The sequence below is a fragment of the Desulfitobacterium nosdiversum genome (assembly GCF_049860565.1).
Taxonomy (GTDB): domain Bacteria; phylum Bacillota; class Desulfitobacteriia; order Desulfitobacteriales; family Desulfitobacteriaceae; genus Desulfitobacterium_A; species Desulfitobacterium_A nosdiversum.
Genome location: NZ_CP172056.1, coordinates 1,357,660 through 1,377,791, shown reverse-complemented (window position 1 = coordinate 1,377,791; position 20,132 = coordinate 1,357,660). Strand labels below are relative to the sequence as shown.

General features: G+C 42.6%; 17 protein-coding genes and 1 other annotated feature. Of the genes, 1 reads left to right on the top strand and 16 read right to left on the bottom strand.

Annotated elements, in window-relative coordinates; translation table 11 throughout:
* Nucleotides 1–3 precede the first annotated feature (3 nt).
* The 14 genes from ACHOLT_RS06575 to ACHOLT_RS06510 form a co-directional block, all read right to left on the bottom strand.
* Nucleotides 4–1,020: a rod shape-determining protein gene (locus ACHOLT_RS06575; protein WP_425806669.1), complete on the bottom strand. Its 1,017-nt coding sequence runs from the start codon at nucleotides 1,018–1,020 to the stop codon at nucleotides 4–6.
* Between the two features lie 183 nt (nucleotides 1,021–1,203).
* A complete protein-coding gene (radC, locus tag ACHOLT_RS06570) occupies nucleotides 1,204–1,887 on the bottom strand; it encodes a RadC family protein (protein ID WP_425806667.1) in 684 nt (227 codons plus the stop codon).
* A complete protein-coding gene (locus ACHOLT_RS06565; RefSeq protein WP_425806666.1) occupies nucleotides 1,838–2,494 on the bottom strand; it encodes a Maf family protein in 657 nt (218 codons plus the stop codon). The genes radC and ACHOLT_RS06565 overlap by 50 nt, the downstream gene beginning before the upstream one ends.
* Nucleotide 2,495: 1 nt before the next feature.
* Nucleotides 2,496–2,759: a DUF4321 domain-containing protein gene (locus tag ACHOLT_RS06560; protein ID WP_425806664.1), complete on the bottom strand. Its 264-nt coding sequence runs from the start codon at nucleotides 2,757–2,759 to the stop codon at nucleotides 2,496–2,498.
* Nucleotides 2,760–2,887: 128 nt separating this feature from the next.
* A complete protein-coding gene (locus ACHOLT_RS06555; protein WP_425806662.1) occupies nucleotides 2,888–4,060 on the bottom strand; it encodes a DegT/DnrJ/EryC1/StrS family aminotransferase in 1,173 nt (390 codons plus the stop codon).
* 184 nt (nucleotides 4,061–4,244) lie between these two features.
* Nucleotides 4,245–5,531, bottom strand: a complete 1,287-nt coding sequence (locus ACHOLT_RS06550; RefSeq protein ID WP_425806661.1) for an MFS transporter — start codon at nucleotides 5,529–5,531, stop codon at nucleotides 4,245–4,247.
* A 4-nt stretch (nucleotides 5,532–5,535) separates the two neighbouring features.
* Nucleotides 5,536–6,150 carry a metalloregulator ArsR/SmtB family transcription factor gene (locus ACHOLT_RS06545; RefSeq protein WP_425806659.1) on the bottom strand — a complete coding sequence of 205 codons (615 nt, stop codon included), beginning with the start codon at nucleotides 6,148–6,150 and terminating at the stop codon, nucleotides 5,536–5,538.
* 576 nt (nucleotides 6,151–6,726) lie between these two features.
* Nucleotides 6,727–8,133 carry an aspartate ammonia-lyase gene (gene aspA / locus ACHOLT_RS06540; protein ID WP_425806657.1) on the bottom strand — a complete coding sequence of 469 codons (1,407 nt, stop codon included), beginning with the start codon at nucleotides 8,131–8,133 and terminating at the stop codon, nucleotides 6,727–6,729.
* 309 nt (nucleotides 8,134–8,442) lie between these two features.
* Nucleotides 8,443–9,075 carry a redox-sensing transcriptional repressor Rex gene (locus ACHOLT_RS06535; protein ID WP_425806656.1) on the bottom strand — a complete coding sequence of 211 codons (633 nt, stop codon included), beginning with the start codon at nucleotides 9,073–9,075 and terminating at the stop codon, nucleotides 8,443–8,445.
* Nucleotides 9,076–9,163: 88 nt separating this feature from the next.
* Nucleotides 9,164–9,877: an SPOR domain-containing protein gene (locus ACHOLT_RS06530; protein WP_425806654.1), complete on the bottom strand. Its 714-nt coding sequence runs from the start codon at nucleotides 9,875–9,877 to the stop codon at nucleotides 9,164–9,166.
* Between the two features lie 161 nt (nucleotides 9,878–10,038).
* On the bottom strand, nucleotides 10,039–11,046 hold the full coding sequence (locus ACHOLT_RS06525) for an anion permease (protein ID WP_425806653.1): 1,008 nt from the start codon (nucleotides 11,044–11,046) through the stop codon (nucleotides 10,039–10,041).
* Complete coding sequence (locus ACHOLT_RS06520) at nucleotides 11,039–11,665, bottom strand: DUF47 domain-containing protein (protein ID WP_425806652.1); 627 nt, start codon at nucleotides 11,663–11,665, stop codon at nucleotides 11,039–11,041. The genes ACHOLT_RS06525 and ACHOLT_RS06520 overlap by 8 nt, the downstream gene beginning before the upstream one ends.
* 134 nt (nucleotides 11,666–11,799) lie before the next feature.
* The gene (locus ACHOLT_RS06515; protein WP_425807918.1) at nucleotides 11,800–13,116 is read right to left on the bottom strand and encodes a bifunctional folylpolyglutamate synthase/dihydrofolate synthase; all 1,317 of its coding nucleotides are present in this window, start codon (nucleotides 13,114–13,116) and stop codon (nucleotides 11,800–11,802) included.
* 164 nt (nucleotides 13,117–13,280) lie between these two features.
* The gene (locus ACHOLT_RS06510) at nucleotides 13,281–15,926 is read right to left on the bottom strand and encodes a valine--tRNA ligase (RefSeq protein ID WP_425806650.1); all 2,646 of its coding nucleotides are present in this window, start codon (nucleotides 15,924–15,926) and stop codon (nucleotides 13,281–13,283) included.
* Nucleotides 15,927–15,986: 60 nt separating this feature from the next.
* Nucleotides 15,987–16,210 (bottom strand) — a binding site (T-box leader).
* Nucleotides 16,211–16,541: 331 nt separating this feature from the next.
* Between ACHOLT_RS06510 and ACHOLT_RS06505 the strand changes: the two genes are divergently transcribed.
* On the top strand, nucleotides 16,542–17,879 hold the full coding sequence (locus ACHOLT_RS06505; protein ID WP_425806649.1) for a methyl-accepting chemotaxis protein: 1,338 nt from the start codon (nucleotides 16,542–16,544) through the stop codon (nucleotides 17,877–17,879).
* Nucleotides 17,880–17,945: 66 nt separating this feature from the next.
* On the opposite strand, the gene ACHOLT_RS06500 is transcribed toward ACHOLT_RS06505, so the two are convergent.
* Complete coding sequence (locus tag ACHOLT_RS06500; RefSeq protein WP_425806646.1) at nucleotides 17,946–19,343, bottom strand: FMN-binding glutamate synthase family protein; 1,398 nt, start codon at nucleotides 19,341–19,343, stop codon at nucleotides 17,946–17,948.
* Nucleotides 19,344–19,442: 99 nt separating this feature from the next.
* Nucleotides 19,443–20,087 carry a TIGR04086 family membrane protein gene (locus ACHOLT_RS06495; protein WP_425806644.1) on the bottom strand — a complete coding sequence of 215 codons (645 nt, stop codon included), beginning with the start codon at nucleotides 20,085–20,087 and terminating at the stop codon, nucleotides 19,443–19,445.
* Nucleotides 20,088–20,132 lie beyond the last annotated feature (45 nt).

Here is a 20,132-nt window from a genome sequence, read left to right as displayed (position 1 = left end):
AATTTACGCCTTTTGTAAAGCAGCAATTCTACGGAGGATTTCAGCATTTTCCAAAACTTTTCCCGTACCAAGAGCAACGCAGGAAAGTGGATCCTCAGCAAGATGAACGGGCATCCCCGTCTCATCAGAGATCAATTGATCCAGATTGCGGAGCAGGGAACCTCCGCCTGCCATCATTATGCCGCGATCCATAATATCTGCCGCCAACTCCGGAGGAGTCTTTTCCAAACACGATTTAACAGCCTCAACAATAGCTAGGACAGGCTCCTGTAAGGCTTCTTGGATTTCATCAGCTGAAACTTCAATGGTCTTAGGCAGACCCGTGAGGAGGTCACGCCCCCGGACGACATACGTCATTCCCGGCTCTGCTTTATAGGCGGCTCCAATTTCGATTTTAATATCCTCTGCTGTCCGATATCCCACCATTAGATTGTAGCGGCGCTTAATATGGGCAACAATAGCATCATCCATTTCATCCCCGGCGACACGGATAGAACGGCTTGTAACAATTCCGCCAAGAGAAATTACGGCTACTTCAGTTGTCCCGCCACCGATATCGACAATCATATTTCCGGTCGGCTCACTAACAGGCAGTCCTGCACCAATAGCTGCAGCCATAGGTTCTTCCATAATAATCGGTTCTTTTGCCCCAGCAGCCAGTGCGGCTTCCTTAACCGCACGTTCTTCAACAGGAGTAACCCCCGAAGGCACACAGATGACAACCCGTGGACGTGCAAATGGAGATTCTGAGCCTATAGCCCGTGAGATAAAGTACTTAAGCATCTTTTGCGTAACATTAAAGTCAGAGATGACTCCATCTTTTAAAGGACGAATAGCCACGATATTGCTTGGAGTTCGACCAATCATCTCTTTTGCCTTATCCCCTACAGCAAGCGGCGTTTTCTTTTCGGTATCCATTGCAACAACCGATGGTTCGCGGACGACAATTCCTTTTCCCCGCATATGCACCAGTGTATTTGCTGTTCCTAAATCAATTCCCAAATCTTTGCCAAACATCATAATGAAAGAAGCTCCTTCCGTTTCATCATATCCAAAACTTTAATCGGCTTATTTTCTCCAGCCTAAAGGGGGCTACAAGTTTTTACGTAAGGACACTAAAGTTTAAGTCGGTTAAATCATACCAGTTACTGGTACTTTTAATTTTCAATTGAACTTACCCAATTAGTGTACCAATATTCCTCTTTATAATATACCTCGTTCTTTAAGGCTTATGTACCGGTTATCCCCAATAATAACATGATCCAGTACTTCAATCCCTAAAATTTGACCACCATCCGCTAATCGGCGCGTAACATCAAGATCTTCACGACTCGGAGTCGGATCTCCGCTGGGATGGTTATGCAAGAGGATGATCGCATTCGAATTGCGACGAATAGCCTCTTTAAAACATTCCCGGGGATGAACCAGAGAGGAGTTAAGTGAACCCACTGAGATTGAGCTTATCCCAAGTACATGATTTTTCGTAGATAAACTGACAATTCGAAAATGTTCCCGATCCAAATACCGCATCTCTTCCATCACCAGATGAGCGATATCCTGGGGAGAATTGATCACCGGACGAGTCATCGGATCTGCGGAAACCGAACGCCGTCCGAGCTCCAAGGCAGCCTTTAGCTCCGCGGCTTTCGCCTTTCCTAAACCATGAAGCTGGGTTAATTCATGCACGCTCATTCGGGCTAACCCTGCAAGACCACCCGCCTCGCTAAGAAGTCTTTCCGCGAAATCAAGAACATTTTCTCCTCTTAAACCCGTTCGCAGCAGAATTGCTAAAACCTCTTTATTGGAAAGCATTTCTGACCCTAACTGGTAAAGACGTTCACGGGGCAACAATTCCTCCGGAAGATCCTTTAAACGGCGATAATCCATCCTTCACCTCGCGCAGGATGATATTTTCATGCTCAACCCCCCACGCACTCAGTCTTTCCCCTATATATTCCATAGGCAAACCGATTACATTGCTTAAAGAGCCTTTGAAATAGTCCACAAATTTCCCAGCTCCGCCTTGGATGGCATAAGCTCCTGCCTTATCCATGGGTTCCCTTGAGGCAACATAGGTCTGGATTTCCTGCAGGGATAACGGACGAAAATAAACTTTGGTTTGAATCGCTTCATTTTCTTGTCGGCCTTTTCCATTAACCAAGGCTACACCCGTATAGACCTCATGTTGTCGTCCGCTGAGTTGTTGGAGCATTTTGACCGCATCTTCAAAATCCATCGGTTTTCCAAGAATTTGAGAATCAATGGCAACAATCGTATCCGCTCCAAGAACAACATCATCATAAGATCCGCCGGATTTAAGCCATGCTTTACAACCTGCAGCAGCCTTGCGTAAAGCAAGTTCTTTAACTCCTGCTTTAGGCTCGACCCGCAGAGGCAGTTCTTCGGACACTTCAATTTTCAGAGTAGTAAAGGAAAAACCCCCTTCTTCCAATAGCATTGCTCGTCGGGGTGACGAAGAAGCTAAAACCAGCATGCTACCACTTCCTTGAGAGATAGTATCCACCTAAAGCTCCCAAAATAGTAGCAAAGGTAATACTTAATCGAAAACCAAATGAAAGGGAGAGAAAAAAAAAGTCAAAATAGGTATGCGACGGAAAGTCAATGACAGCAGGACGAAGAAAGGGAGCTAGAATTCCATATTTTTCGAGTCCAAACCCTATTAAAGTTCCTAAAGCAGCTCCGCTTAGAATAAGAATGATCGTACGCCCCGCTCCGGAATTATTGCGACTTGCCGGCATATTTTTACCCCCTTCCACATAGCAATTCAGCCAGGATGCTAGGCTCCTGGCTGGTTGTCAAATCAATATCAAGTTTAGCACCTTATGAAGTTAAGTGCAAGAATCCTGAAGGGAAAAGTCAAGATTTGTCACTTCAATTTTTCTACCCACTTAATCACATTCTCAGCTACATATTCTGCATCACTTAGCGAAAGAATCGAATAAAGCGGTAAGGTAATCTCATTTTCATACTGCGCCAATGTATTCGGATAGTCCTCGATGGAATATCCAATTTGTTTATAATAGGTGAACATTGGAATTGGGGTATAATGAACGTTTGTTGCAATCCCCATTTCAGCAAGATTTTCAATAAGCTTATTTCTCTTCTTTTCGGTGAAGCCCTTAATTCTTAAAAGATAAAGATGATAGGAACTCTCCATCTTCTCATCCACGAAAACGGGAAGAATAGCCCATTCTTTATCTGCAAACATCTTATGATAGAGCTGAGCTATATCCTTCCGCCTGCGAATCATATCCTCATAACGCTCAAGCTGAACAAGCCCGATCGCAGCTGCAATATCAGTCATGTTGCATTTCAAGCCATCGGTTAGAACATCATATTTCCAAGCTCCGGCTTTCATCTTTGATAATGCATCTTTGGATTGACCATTAAGTGAGGTATACTTAAAGACCTTTTTTAAATCCTCATGGCCATGATCTCCATCAAAAGTAATGGCGCCGCCTTCAGCGGTTGTCAAATTTTTAACAGCATGGAAGGAGTAAATATGAAAATCAAATTGATTTCCTACCCTCTTGCCTTTATATTTAGCACCAAAAGAATGAGCGGAATCCGAAACCAATAAAATATCCTCACGGTTTTTGGCCTTTAAAACGGCCCTAACCGCATCATAATCAACGGGAACCCCTGCAACGTCTACCGTAATAATAGCTTTCGTTTTTGGAGTAATGGCGTCGAATAATTTTTCTTCATCCATAAAGAACGTATCTTTTTTCAGATCAACAAAGGTTGGTTTAATCCCCCGATGAAGTGCTGTATTAGCCGTAGCCACATAAGTATACGGAGTCGTAATTATTTCACTGTCCGGTGAGATATTAAGGACTTTAAAAACAAGATCCATTCCTTGAGAATTGCTCGCCACGGTTACAGCGTTTTTGACTGAACAATACTCTTTGATCTTTTCTTCAAGCAAAGCCGTCCTGGGACCGCTTGTGATCCAACCCGATTTCATGACTTCGACAACGGCGTCAATTTCCTGTTGTGTTATATCTGGCGGTGAAAAAGGAATCACCCGATTTTCCATTTCTATCAACCTCCCAGCATACTATACCACATAATTTAGGAAGTACCATCATTAAGCAAAAAATTTTATAAGTTTTAGTATGAACATTAAGTTCTTAAACTGGATTTAAACTAGATAAGACTAAGATTATTTATGTTTATCCTTTGATCGGTAGAAGCCTGTGATTTGTTGAATGCTTAATTTATTATGTACACTTATTAGATCTATCGATTTTGCGTTTATAAATTCCATACAGCAGCGTGTAGTGTAATCCAAAGCCCAGGATTATTGCTGCCCCTAGAGTACCTACACATTGATATCCCATCTTTTGTGTCAGCATTCCGGAGAACATCATTGATATTCCAAGAAAGCTTGAACTTAATGTATCCGATACGGAAAAAACTCTTCCTTGCAATTCATTTGGTGTTAAAGATGCTAGGATCGTCGTTTCCATTGTATTGCTTAACGCACTGGCAAAACCTGCTCCGATAAGTGCCAGAACCGCTCCAATATAAACCGGACTATTAACAAAGAGGATCTGGAATAGTGCATCAAGAACGAAAGTTAAGCCGACAACTGCCTGCATCTGCTCTAGATTCGGTTTAAATAACCGCACTGTCGATAGACTCCCTACAATCATTCCAAATCCTAAAGAAGCATAGAGAAGGCCCAATCCTTTGCTTCCCATACCATACGCCTGATCGGCCATAACAGAAATCAAAACATTAATAGCCCCGCCTCCGACCGACCAACCCATAAATAAGTAAATAACATAAGCGACCGGTGTATTTCTGCGAATTTCGTTGAGACCCATTTTAAAGGATTTCCAAAAACCAGTGACTTCTTTTGATCGATTCCCATGGTTATCTTCACTCGCCCAATTAAAAACAACCGAATCCCCGTTTCGTCCTGTTTCTTTATGCGCGCCATTGAGAAGAAAGTAAGCGGAAAGAATAAAGGAAAACGCATTGATTACAAAAGATACTGAAGTTCCTAATTCCGCAACAGAAATTCCCCCTAAGCTAAAACCTAAGACCATAACAATTCCGTTAAGTCCAGCCAGGATAGAACTTGCTGTTCCGATATCCGTTGTTTCAACAATACTTGCCATATAAGCTGAACGGGTTGGTGAAAAAAAGGCGGAGAAAAATACAAGTGAGATCGTCAGTGTATAGACGAGCCACATATCCTCTTGGCGTGAAACAAGTAAAAAGCCGAGAGCTAAAACAGAACGAATAAGGTCACAGGCAATCATTACCCGTGTTCTGCGTACCCGGTCGCTAAAAACGCCTCCAATCGGACCAGCAATAATGTAGGGAAGAACACGCATCGCCAAGGTAGCTCCTACTGCAAACGAGGAATGAGTAATACTCAGTACCAACGTTAAGACGGCAATACTATTGATCCAGTCCCCCAGCGAACTGATGAATGTTGCGCAAACCAATTGTCTAAACAAAATATTGTTACGAAAGACTGTCCCTTCTGTCCGCACTTTCTTAATCCTCGTTTGACCACAATTCCGGAGGGTTCATTTCATAGATTCCATTTTCCCGATACATATAATGGTTGATAATAAACTCACGCCGAAGGGTGGCGTAATCCGGATGAAATTTTTTTATATGCTCATTGATCTCCTTTTCCGAATATTTATGTCCAATTTCAAGTTTCTCTAATATTCGTTCCAAAACAATTCTTTTTTTCTTGCGTTGTACAGGAAGCTGTTTTAGCTTTCCCTCAGGCGTGAAGAAATTTCTGAGAACAGCCTCTCGTTCTTTTTCTTTCCGGGCATCCAAGATATTCTTTTCTCCTCCCTCATGACTCGATATCCGGCTCAGGGATGAGTCGAGAATAACATATAATGTAGCCTGGATATCTCGTTGCAATGATTTCTCTTCTAAATAAAAATAGATTGTGTTTTTCTCTCGTCTTGATTTTACCAATCCAGCTTCGCGAAGTTTTGCCATATGATGAGTAATCGTCGGAGGGGTGATTCCAAGACGTTCTGCAAGAGCCTGACCATGATAAGGTTCTTTTGCCAAAAGTGCTAGAATACGAATCCGTGTAGGATCAGACAGCGCCTTGTGAAAATTGACAATCCGATTGAGCTGCAAAAGTTTTTCCTCCTTATAAACGTACTCTCATTATGTATAAGTTGTTCATCTAATTTGATTATTATCTAATTAGATAATAATCAAATTAGATAGTTATTGTCAAGTCTATAAACAACAGCGATAAACGACCCAGCTTCCAGGACACTCCTCAGTGAAAGACCTTTAAGCGAGCAGCTAACCAAACTTAGACAGTGGCGATTCTAAATAATATAAGGGTTGCGCATCGGGACCGAAAGCCTCCAGTGGAGGGTTTCGCCCCAAGCCGCCTGCTATAGAAGATGTCTTAACGGCGACAGGTTGCGCAACCGCCAACAGAGTCAGGAGACGTCGCCTGCCACCATCCATGGTTCCGACAACACTTGTCCATCCATGGACTTCGGATTTTGGCGGCGATGACACAGGACGTGTCAAGTGTCGCGTGTGCCAAGGAAACAAGTGCGATTGACTGCAAAGCCAATCGCGCGAAAACACGCGACCACCCGTGACCCAAGAATAGAGAGCCAGTGTCTTAGTTTGGTCTGCAAGCGCCTTGGCCTGAGACGAGGGTGCACTGGAAGCGGAGATAGAAAGAAATGCTTACCGTTTAAGCAATTCTGCTCCCGAAATACCCGGTTCCGTCATCTCAAAGGGATTTAAGATTACATCTAGTTCACGTGATGTGAGTGCACCTTTTTCCAGGACAATATCCCGGACTGGCCTTCCTGTGGTAATTGCTTCTTTAGCAATTTGTGAAGCCACTTCGTAGCCAACATGAGGATTAATGGCTGTTATGATGCCAACACTGTTTTCAACAAGTTCTCGGCAACGTGACTGATTTGCTGTTATTCCTGCAACACAACGTTCCCTAAAAACTCTTAAAACATTTCTTAATATATCTAAGGACTGAAGTAAATTGAAGACAATGACGGGCTCCATGACATTCAGCTCTAGCTGACCCGCTCCGCAGGCTAAAGCAATTGTAAAATCATTTCCCTGTACTTGAAAAGAAACCTGATTCACTACCTCGGCCATAACCGGATTCACTTTTCCCGGCATGATCGATGATCCAGGCTGCATCGGCGGGAGATTAATTTCTCCAAAGCCCGTACGTGGGCCGGAAGCCATTAACCTTAAGTCATTCGCAATCTTTGAAAGATTTACAGCCAACGTTTTTAAGGCACCGGATACTTCTAAAAAGGCATCCGTATTTTGCGTAGCATCCACCAGATTATTGGCCCGTATTAAAGGAAGACCCGTTAACTCTCGCAATAACTCGCTTACGGCTTCAATATATTTTGGGTCGGCATTTAAACCTGTCCCAACTGCGGTTGCGCCCATATTGATGATACAAAGGGACTTCGTCGCTTCTTGAATCCGGCGGATATCTCTCTCCAGCATTTGTCCATATGCCGCAAATTCTTGTCCTAACCGAATCGGTACAGCATCCTGAAGATGAGTCCGGCCCATTTTAAGAATTGAATCAAACTCTTTTGCCTTTTTATTAAACTCTGCTTTGAGTTCCTCTAAAGCGCTGAGCAGGTCCTTGGACACATTAAGGCAAGCGATTCGAATTGCCGTCGGGAAAACATCATTTGTACTTTGGGCCATATTCACATGCGAATTAGGATGAACTTTAGCATATTCCCCTTTAGTTCCTCCCATAAGCTCGATAGCACGGTTGGCAATGACCTCGTTAGCATTCATATTCATTGATGTCCCTGCCCCGCCTTGAATTACATCAACAACAAATTGTTGATTAAATTTTCCTTCTGTAACCTCTCGAGCTGCTTGGACTATTGCCTTCCCCACGCTCGGGCTTAAAGCTCCGACTTTAATATTTGCCAAAGCCGCTGCAGCCTTTACCCACCCCAGTGCCCGGATCAATTCCACATGAGGATGATATCCGGTAATCGGGAAATTTTCCATAGCACGGATAGTCTGGATTCCATAGTAAACCTCATCCGGTACCTCATGAAATCCGATTAAATCTTTTTCCTTGCGCATCCTTGAAAAATCCCCCTTTAATACTGAACTTAATTTTTTTAAATAGAATCTACATGAAATGTATTCACGGGTTTTCTGCGAGTGCATGACATTTAAAAAGAGCAGATCCGTCATGTATATTGTATACATTATACATTTATTTGTTTATCGATTCAATTCTCTGACCATAGTTTTCCCTATAGTTATTTTTATTTACTTGGTTTTTCTTTACTCTTATAAATGAAAAAAGTAAGACAAACTGCCTTACTTTCTTAATCAATCACTATGTATTTTTTAGGTGGTTTCCTTTAAGCACTTCTCATTTTTCAACTAAAAGCGTTGAGCTCCTACATTAAAGGTTAATACTTCGAGGTTAACCGCTAAATCAACATTTCTCAATTCAACTTCAGGGGGCACATTAAGAACGCCCGGTGCAAAATTGAGAATTGCTTTTACTCCCGAAGCAACAAGCTTATCGGCAATATCCTGAGCAGCAGCAGCGGGTACTGCGATAATCCCAATCTGAGTTTTATTCGCTGCAACAACCTCTTCGAGTTTTTCGAGCGACATAACTTCGACATCCTTAATTTGGGTTCCAATCTTATGGGGATCATTATCAAAAATGCTTGTGATCACAAATCCGCGTTCTCTAAATCCCTTATAAGAGCTAAGCGCTAAGCCTAAGTTTCCTAAGCCGACGAGTGTTACACTCCAGTCTTGGGCAAGTCCTAAGATTTTTAAAATATGATGATGCAAGTCCTTAACGTTATAACCTACACCTCGGGTTCCAAATTCTCCAAAATACGCTAAGTCTTTACGAACTTGTGCGGGGCTTACGCCCACACCCTCCGCTACATCTCCTGAAGAAATCGTAACAATTCCTTTTCGGTCAACTTCAGTTAAATATCGTGAATACACCGAAAGACGAATAATTGTTGCTTCAGGTATTTTTAGTGTCTTCAACCAGATCCCTCGTTTCAATCTTCGAATTAAAATAATAGTAAGTTAATTATATCACTAAGCTTAAAAAAGGCAAATTCTTTTTGTCGAATTATTCTCTAATTTTAGAACTGTCTATTATTTTGGGAGAATACTCCAATACAGACTGATCTTCTGCAAAAAGTCTTAGCTCTGCCTGCCGCTGAGAATTGCTCTCCAACGTTCCTTCCGCCTTTAGGACATAGGCGGTTGCCTGTTGTAATTGATCCAATTTTTGAGGCCATGCAATTGAGATTTCTTTCTCTAATTGGGATATAGTATCCCCTCGTTTTTCAGGTTTTTCGGTAAGAAAGTTCTGGATTGCCAGGAGAATCTGTGCTGTTTGTGCGGCTCCGCTTCCAGTAATCCGGAAGTTCTGCCCAGGAATAACGATATGTTTAGTTAATGTTTTGACCCCCCTCTCTTTGAGCACGTTTTGAAGCGAAGTCAATTCTCCTTGTGCATGTGCAAAACCAATAACTACAACCCATGGCTTCTGACTTATAACTTGTGCTTCCCAGCCCTGAAGTTCTAAACGTCTTTTTTCTTGCCTAGCATTTTCTTCTGTTTGAAAAGTACCTGCTTGACATGTCCAAAAGTCAAGCTCATTTTGCATAAAGTCTATGTTCATTGTTTTCATAGAATCTGGGGCAGTTTGGAGCAAGTCTATTTTAGGTGTACTTACTATTCTAACAAAAGTATTGCCAAGATACCAGGTCATCCATACAAATATACAAAATATTATAAGTCCAAGGCCCCCCATTTTCCAGTAAGTTCTCGTTTTCATGCTCCAGCCTCCCCCGTTATCAAACACTTATAACAATCAAAATTATATGGACAACTCCTTTTAAACCAATCTATGCTGTAATGAATACGATCAGAATAAAAAATAAGCGAGTTAATTCCCTTGAATCAACTCGCTTATTACAATTTAACTTATTCATGTATTTAGATTACTAAGGAAATAATCTTAAAGATAAAACCGGCGATTAACGCTGTACTGGGAATGGTGACAACCCACGCCATCAGCATTTGCTCCGCAACTCCCCAGCGGACAGCTGAGACCCGCTTGGCACTTCCTACACCCATGATTGAACCTGAAACAACATGTGTTGTCGATACGGGAAGGTGTAAACCTGGGAAAGCAGTTGCAGTCCAAATGACAAGTGAAGAGCTTAGATCTGCGGCAAATCCATTGATGGGTTCAAGTTTAAAAATTTTACCGCCCATCGTCCGAATGATCCGCCATCCACCAATAGAGGTACCTGCAGCCATTGCTAAAGCACAGGCGATTTTAACCCACAGCGGGGGAACAAGATTTGTAGACGCCTGCATTCCAACAGCTACAAGAGCTAAGGTAATAATACCCATTGATTTTTGCGCATCATTTGAACCGTGGTTAAAAGCAAGAAGCGCCGCCGAAAGAATCTGCATCTTGCGAAAGCCATGATTGACTTTAGAAGGAGCTACCCGCTTGAAGATAAAAAAGAGAGCCTTCATAATTATAAAACCGAGGATCATACCTGCAATAGGTGAAAAAATAAGAGCAAGAACAATTTTGGTAAGACCATTCCAATGTAAAATACCAAATCCGGCATGTGCTGCTGCCGCTCCAATCATTCCACCAATAATCGCATGCGACGAACTGCTCGGGATCCCAAAATACCACGTAATTAAATTCCAAACAATTGCACCAAGCAAAGCAGCAATCACAACTTCTGAAGTCGCATACTGAGGAGAAACGATATCCTTCGCGAGCGTTTGTGCTACACCCGTACTATAAAGTGCCCCTAAAAAGTTAAAACAAGAAGCAAGTACAACGGCTCGTCTTGGAGTTAACGCCCGGGTTGATACACTTGTAGCAATAGCGTTCGCTGTATCATGGAAGCCATTAATATAATCAAAGGCTAATGCGCTAAAGACCACCAAAATGAGCAAAGCCCCAGGACTAATCATATTTTAATACAACTCCTTTAAGGAGATCAGCTATCGTTTCACATTGATCCAACGTGTTTTCGATATTTTCAAGAACTTCTTTCCATTTGATAATTTCAATGGGGTCTTTCTCATGTTCAAATAACCATGCAACTTCCTGACGATAAAGGGAATCCCCTAGACTTTCTAAATGATAAATCTCTTCCGATGCTGCGAGAATTTCCGGTTTCTTGAAATGGATATTATTGAGGCATAGAAAAGCCTTTCGGATTTCATCAGCCGCTTTCACAATTTGGTGAACAAGTTCCTTCGTCCCAATGGAAGGCTTACGCGTTTTATAGAGTGACATACGCTCTACAGCCCCGTGAGAAAGGTCAACTACATCGTCGAGCATCTGAGCTAACGTATAGATGTCTTCTCTATCAAGCGGCGTAATGAAGGTCGAATTTAGCCGGTCGGTAATCTCTGTGGTAATATCATCAGCTTCATGTTCCATTTGATGAAGTATTTCTGCATCTTCGTCTGAAATGGATTCTTGATTAATGAGCTCTTCAAATTTCTGAGCTGTTTTGCAGACAACATCGGTACATTGACGGAATAGGATAAAAAACTTATCTTCTTTTGCTGAAATACCTAACATAATCTAACCTCCACTTTTCGACAAATAAATCCTCAAGTATTGTATCAAAAATGGAACGATTCAATGTTAAGTTTATGTTAATTTTTTAAAAATGGCTTCACAAATCGCCTTGTTTTAACAGAGACAATTACCTTTTATGACTTCTTTTGGCGAATAATCTCCACCAAAGCTTCCCGAGCCTCAGCAATCATATACAATGAGCCTGTTACACATAACATATCTTCAGATTGTAATTTTTTATATCCTTCGGTAACTGCTAAAGCAGGAGATTCAATTGTCGTAACCGGCAAGCCTTTTTCTTGAGTAAGCTGAGCTAAATACTCCCAGTTCCCTGCTCTTGGAGAATTGGGTTTGGTAATTATGACTTCATCTGCAAGCGGGGTTAAAATCTCTACCACCTTTTCACGCTCTTTATCCCCCAGCATTCCCAAACATAAGACAAGACGTCTGCGCTTAAAAAGCTTCAATGCATCAGCTAACGAATTAGCTCCGTCCACATTATGTGCTCCATCGAGCAAAACTTTAGGCTTCAAGGATAATACTTCGAGACGCCCCGGCCAAGTTGTCTTTTTTAAACCGTTATAGATATCTTCTCTTTTAATCCTCACCCCATATTGGGATTGCAGTATTTCACAGACTGTTACTGCTGTTGCCGCATTTTTAATTTGGTGAGTTCCTACTAAATGCAGACGTATTTTGGGATACTTCGCATGTAAACCCACGAGATTAAATTCTTGTTCTAACTCACCGCTCCAGCAGCTTTCCCAGCTAACATCCTCTCCAATAACCCATAAAGGAATGTTCAAAGATTTTGCCCGTTCCCGAATGACTTTTATGGCTTCCGGCCGCTCAGATGCAGTAATTGCTACTGATTTTGGTTTAAGAATACCTGCCTTAACGGAAGCAATTTCTTCAATCGTCTTACCCAAGTAGTCCATATGATCCATGCCGACATTTGTAATAACTGAGATCAAAGACTCAACCACATTTGTCGAATCAATAGCTCCTCCCAGCCCCACTTCAATTACAGCGTAATCGACCTTCTGTTGAGCAAAGTACATAAATGCAAGAGCAGTGCTCACCTCAAACTCTGTAGGATGTTCGACTCCGTCACAAACCAGTTCCTCGAGCATCGGACGCAGAGTGTGCACTAAATGAATAACTTCAGCCTTGGGAATCATTTGTCCATTGATCGTTATCCGTTCTCGATAATCGTTAAGATGAGGAGAAGTAAATAGCCCAACCTTAAATCCAGCTTCTTCTAAAATTTCTGCCACCATCATACTGGTGGAGCCTTTACCATTCGTTCCGCCAATATGAATGACACGCAGTTTTCTTTCAGGATTCCCGGCTCTTTGCAGAAGAGCTTGTATACGTCCAAGCCCGAAATTCATTCCAAATTTCGTTAAATTAACTAGGTATTGCAAGGATTCTTGATACATCTGTTCCATTTTCTCTTTTTCCAAAATCTTTACCTTCCTTCTAATAGATTTTTTTATTTTTCTCACTTTAGCTCATTTAATCCTGCAAAAAAAGAGAGAGGAAAAGAAAATTCTCTTCCCCTCAGCAACATTATCCATTGTATTGAGACTTAATTAACCACGTTATTTCGGTTTTAAGCCTCATTAAGCTCCTGCAAACGCACTTTTAAGGTACTGATTCGGGTATTTATCGCCTCAAGTTTTTCCCGTTCCTTAGCCACAACTTGTTCGGGTGCCTTGGCTAAAAATCCCGGGTTACTCAACTTTCCTTCAAAACGTGCTTGTTCTTGCTTAGCTTGTGCAATCTCTTTTTCAACACGGGCAATTTCTTTATCAAGGTCGAGGAGCCCCCGAAGAGGGAGATATACTTCCACCCCGCCTACTACAGCACTTGCTGCTTGAGCCGGTTTGGCATCCGCATCAGCCGCAATATCCACACTTGAACCGCCGGCTAAGTGCTGGATATTCAAACGTCCCACCTCTAAAATTTCACGATTTACAACCTCTGAAGCAACAAGAAGGATTTCTGCCTTTTTACCCGGCTGTACATTCATTTCCGCTCTAATGTTGCGAATAGCCTTAATGACATCCATGATTAAATTCATTTGGTTTTCCACGGCTTCTTGACGATAACCGCGGGCTTTGGGCCAAGATTGAATCATAATGCTTTCTCCCTTGACCGGAAGATTGCTCCATATTTCTTCTGTAAGGAAGGGCATAAATGGGTGAAGCAGCCTCATTGTTCCTTCAAGAACCTCTAAAAGAATCGATTGGACTGTCTTGCGTGCCGCCGGATTTTCTTTGTCATATAACCGGGCTTTAGCAAGCTCAATATACCAGTCACAAAATTCACTCCAGATGAATTCATAAAGAAGACGCCCGGCATCCCCCAGGTCAAATCGATCCAATGCTTCAGTTACAGACGCTACAGTGTCCTCGTAGCGAGATAGGATCCAGCGATCCGCAAGCTCCAATTCTCCGCGTAAACCCTCTTGGTAATCCTCAAGATTAAGCATTACAAAACGAGATGCATTCCAAATTTTATTCGCGAAGTTGCGTGTCGCCTCAAGACGTTCCGGATGGAACCGCAGGTCATTTCCCGGAGTATTACCCGTGATCAGCATAAAACGCAACGTATCCGCTCCATATTGTTCAATCACTTCAATCGGATCAACTCCGTTGCCTAAGGACTTGCTCATCTTCCGTCCTTGGGCATCCAGTACTAATCCATGGATCATAACTTTATGGAAAGGAACTTCCTTCCTAAATTCCATTGCCGTAAAAATCATACGAGCAACCCAGAAGAAAATGATATCCCGTCCAGTAACAAGGACTGAAGTGGGGTAAAATTGTTTAAGCTCCGGAGTTTGCTCCGGCCATCCCATCGTTGAAAAAGGCCACAGTCCCGAAGAAAACCAAGTATCCAGAACATCCGGGTCTTGATGAAGATGAACCGATCCGCACTTAGGACAGGCCGCCGGATCTTCTTTCACGCAAATTTCAGCTCCGCAATCCTCACAATACCAAACCGGAATACGATGACCCCACCAAAGCTGACGGGAAATACACCAGTCGCGAATATTTTCTAACCACCCAAGATAGATTTTCGAAAAACGTTCAGGCACAAATTCGAGACGGCCATCTCGAACAACCTCCATCGCAGGTTTAGCTAAAGGCTCCATTTTTACAAACCATTGCTGGCTGACCATAGGCTCAATAACGGTTGAACAACGATAGCATTCACCAACGGCATGCTGAAGGGTTTCAACCTTGACAAGAACTCCCAGTCCATCCAACTCTTTAACGATGGCTTTGCGCGCCTCATCCCGATCCATGCCTTGATATTTTCCGGCATTTTCGTTCATCTGTGCCTCTTTATCCATGACACAGATTTGTTCAAGGTGATGGCGGAGCCCCATTTCGAAGTCGTTTGGATCATGGGAAGGCGTTATTTTTACAGCCCCTGTACCGAACTCCCGATCGACATAATCATCCGCAAAAATCGGGATCTCACGATTCACAATCGGTAAAACGACCGTTCTCCCGATCAAATGAGTATAACGCTTATCCTCAGGATGAACTGCGACACCCGTATCTCCAAGCATCGTCTCCGGACGGGTCGTTGCTACAACAAGAAATTCATCACTGTCCTTAATGGGATATTTAATATGCCAGAGATGTCCTTCACGATCATTATGCTCAACTTCAATATCCGAAATTGTCGTATGACAATGAGGACACCAATTGACAATATAATTTCCTCGGTAAATCAGCCCTTTATTATAAAGATCAACAAATACTTCACGTACTGCCTTCGAACAGCCTTCATCCATCGTAAACCGTTCACGCGACCAGTCACAAGACGCACCGAGACGACGAAGCTGCTGGGTAATACGTCCGCCATACTGCTCTTTCCAATCCCATACACGCTCTAAGAATTTCTCCCGTCCAAGTTCATGCTTGTTCATTCCCTCTTTAGCAAGCTGCTCCTCGACTTTAGCTTGAGTCGCAATCCCTGCATGGTCTGTTCCAGGAATCCACAAAGTATTAAAGCCTTGCATCCGCTTGTACCGAGTTAAAATATCCTGAATTGTTGCATCAATGGCATGGCCAAGATGCAGTGCCCCAGTGACATTCGGCGGAGGCATTACAATGCTGAATGCTTGTTGGGATTCATCAACATCAGCATGAAAAAAACCATTCTTTTCCCAGAAGGAATACCATTTTCCCTCAACATCCTTCGGCTCATAAACTTTTGCCATTTTAAACTCTTCGCTCATAAATCCACCTTCCATAAACTTAGATACCTTATAAAATCGAATAAAAAAAGCCCTTCATCCCTAAAGGACGAAGAACTCGTGGTACCACCTTTATTCCCAGGACATTCAACGCTGTATAGTCCTGGCTCTGATTGCATTTAACGGAGCTATCCGTCAAAGAGTACTTTTCGTTCCCCCTTGCCCCTCCTGTGCGACCCCAGCCTCAACCGAAGAAACCTCCCAGCGCAGCAGCTTCTCTCTCTTAACAGTTGTTATCGGCTATTCCTCACATTCTCCGGGTTTATATGTTATGCTTTTGACCACAAGATCATACTATTATAGTATATCCGTTCCCGTATATTGTGTAAAGAATACTTAAAATTAATTAAAGGAATAATTTCGGAATAATTTTTCTAAAAAAAGAATAAAAACCGTTTATCCGCTCTCTTTTCTATGATAGAATAAAGCTATTGATTCTATTGGTAAAATTTATGTATAATTATCTATACATAATTATCGATATATTCTGAAATGGAAGGTTTTTTTCATTATGTGAATATATTTCTATTAAGACTTAACACTTAAACTTATTGAACTAAGCTGTCAAAGTTATCAATCAAGGAGGCTACTGGTTACATGGAAGATTTTCTGGATCGAATGAGTTCTTTTTTCTTTAGACATTCTCGAATTGTACGTTGGTGGTTTAATCTTAGTATTTCAACCAAACTTGCTATGGCCTTCGGAATTAGTTCCTTTCTTATTTTAACCGCAGGAGGTTCCGTTTACATATTATCAAGGATGGGAAAAGATATTACAGGTAATTCTGCCTTTATTCTGATACTTACGATCTTTTGCAGCTTTATAACATTCTTCTATGGTCTTTACATTGCTTATCTGATTACCTCTCCGTTACGCCGAGGTGTTAAATTTGCCGAACAAGTAGCTGAAGGTGATTTAACGGCAGAAATATCCTGTATGGGCCAAAGCGATGAAATTGGAAAACTGTGTGCTGCTTTAAATTTAATGCTGAATAACTTTCGTACCTTAGTCAGCGAAATTTCCCATGGATCCGATGTTTTCGCAGACTCGTCACGGGTTCTTTCCGAACGGGCAGAGAATACTGCTATGGCGGCAAGGCAAGTTGCCTCTGCTATTGGGCAAGTTGCCAATGGTTCTCAGACCCAGGCTAACAGCGTACAAACTATCTTATATGCTATCCAGGACATGACTCATGGAATCTCGAAAATTGAAGAAAACATTAACTTGGCTGATCACGCTTCAAGCCAGGCTTTACAGTTTGCCAATGAAGGTGATTCAGCAATGACAAAAGCTAATAATCAAATGGGGCATATTCATCAAACTGTAGATGAAACCGGAAAAATCATTTCTACTTTAGGAGAAAAATCAGAAGTCATTGGCTCAATTGTCGAAACGATTAAGGCAATCTCGGATCAAACCAATCTTCTTGCACTTAATGCGGCCATTGAAGCAGCTCGTGCTGGAGAACATGGTCGCGGCTTTAGTGTAGTCGCCGAAGAAGTACGAAAGCTGGCTGAACAATCCACTGTCTCGAGTGCTCAGATTGAACAGATTATTGTCGACATTAAGTCCAATTTGGAAAAAGCGATAACAAGCATGGATGCGGAAAAAGAAGTCGTACTCAGCGGCAGCTATGCTATCGGAGATGCGCAAAAAGCCTTTACCCGTATTATGGAAGGAACTCGTACGGTCAATGAACAAATTCAGGACGTTGCCAGTCTTGCTGCTGGAATTGCCCAAAGTTCGCAGAAAATCTCGAACGAGGTTTCTCAAGTTGCCTCGATTACTCAAGAAACAACCGCACAGACTGAAGAAGTCGCAAGCAGCAGTTCCGAGCAAATGCATTCCATGGAAGATATCAATCAATCGACCGAAGAACTGTCAAGCGCCGCTCTTGAACTTCAAACTGCTGCTCGAAGGTTTAAACTGGACTAATTGCAAACAGAAATTAAGCAATAAAGCGATCCATTGAGGGTCGCTTTTCTTTATGGGGCACGACCGTTATATTTTCTTAACCCCTGTTAATTCTGCCGTCCAATCATCTAAGGCGACTAAATCGTTGGGCCCTAGCTCTGTTATTGATTTTTTTCCTAAAGCGCGAACTCCTTCCTCCATTTCTTGAACAAAGGAGCGAAGCACATTTGTCACACTTTGAGTGGCCTTATCAATGTCTAAGCGATGCTTATATCTGGAGTCATACCAAACAAGCTGTGTTAAGGGTTCCCAGGGCATAACCTGTCCAATCTGTCCATGAATCAAAGCAAAGAGAGGAACAGATCCCAAACTTATTGCATCTGCACCCAAGGCTAAAGCCTTAAGGCATTGGCCTGGTGTTACATATCCTCCTGATACGGTCAAACTTATTTCTTTTCGAACTCCTTGTTCCACTAAATAACGCTGAGCACGCATCAAAGCAACAATACTTGGAATTCCAAAATCGTCGGATATCGTCGGTGAGGACCCAGCTGTCCCTCCCTGCGCTCCGCCAATGTCTATAACATCAAAACCTGCTTCTATCGCCACAGCTAAATCTGATTCTATCCTTCCACCGGACATTATTTTTAACCCAATCGGCTTTCCTCCAGCCTGCTTGCGCAGTTCAGAGACATAGTCCGGCCAATCCCAGGGATTTGAAATGCCGGGAATTACTGCTGTCATAATCACCGGTTTGTTAGGAGGAACTCCCATAAGTTCTTGAGCTTTACCTTGAATAGCTTTTGCTTCAATAATCTGCCCGCCAATGCGTGAGCCTTGGCCCATTTGCACCTCGATCATATCCGCCTGAGCAATCGCTTGAGGATCTCTGCCATATGAACTGCGGCTCACTTGCCAGATATATTTGCCTGCTTCCTGCCTTTCCTCTGTTAAAAAAGGCCCTTCCCCTGAACACAGTGCCGTTCCCGACTGTTTGGCTGCACGTGCTAAAGCCCTTCTCGCCTCTTCACTGAGCGCCTCCCCATATGCCATCCCCGATATAAGCAAGGGAATATCGAGTTTCAGGGGCTCCTCCGCTTTAGGACCAAGACTGACCTTCATGTCTACCGTCTCTGAGATTTCAAGGGGTAAACGGGCCATTTGGGCCGGTACAAACATTAAGCTATCATAGTGCGGAAACTTCTTTGACGAGCCCAACGGGCGTTTGATAATCTTTCCCGTCTGTGCCCTCAAGCTTGTCTCAAGAATATTTAAAATCGAAGTTCGATGAGTTGCGTTCCACAATTCCATTAGATTTTCCGAATAATCATCTTCGAGAAGACGTCCTATGACCAAACTGAATAAGCGTTGAACAATATTACGAAAATTGCGTTTTGCTAAATAATAAAAGAATAGCCCTAGGAGAGCATACCCTATGAAACTTGCAAGAACACTGATCAAAACAAGGACAAGCGTGTTTTGCATCTGGTTTTCCCTCTCTTCTAGGCTGTTTGTTCCTATTATTTTGCAGCATTTACCCAAAAATATTCATAGATAGCGCTTTACAATTAGGCCTATCTTGAACTAAAATCCAGTTTCTTCATCCCACCACGCCCGTTTTTCACCCTTTAACCAATTGTCCTCACTGACTTGAGAAATTTTGTCTTCGTGTTTATCCTTATTAATCTTAACATCTCGGTCTTTAGTCATCCATTGATCCCATTCACTTTCCCTTTGATTATCAGATGTTTCACTTCTTTTATACCGTTCTTCGTACCGATCATCGTAACGTTCCTCCCAATGTCGCTCATCATCCCAGGATGATGAACTAAACGCTAAAGGATGACTTGAGGCGCTTCGCCTCAAACCTATTCCGTCTATGCTCAGGCCTTGTTTGCCCGCTCCAAATGCTCCCGCTAAAATCCCGATCAGCCCGCCTTCAGCCAGAATTTGAACTGCTCCCCAACCGCTGATCGGCAGAAAAAGCGCAGCTAATATAATGCATAGCCCCACATATCCTAAGGCTGTCAGCCCCCCCAAAAACCAAATTCTGCTCCCTTTACCCGTTCGAAACCCTGCCGTAATACAACTCGCAATAAGCCCAATATCAACTAAAGTTGTAACATTGACCCCTTGATACCCCAATGTATTCCAAAGGATTCCCCCGAGCAAGGTAATAACGGTCACGAATAAGGCTGAGCTAATACCTTTAAGAATATTATTCCCCATACAATTTGCTCCTTTCCATTCCTTCTACCCCTAATAGATAAGCTT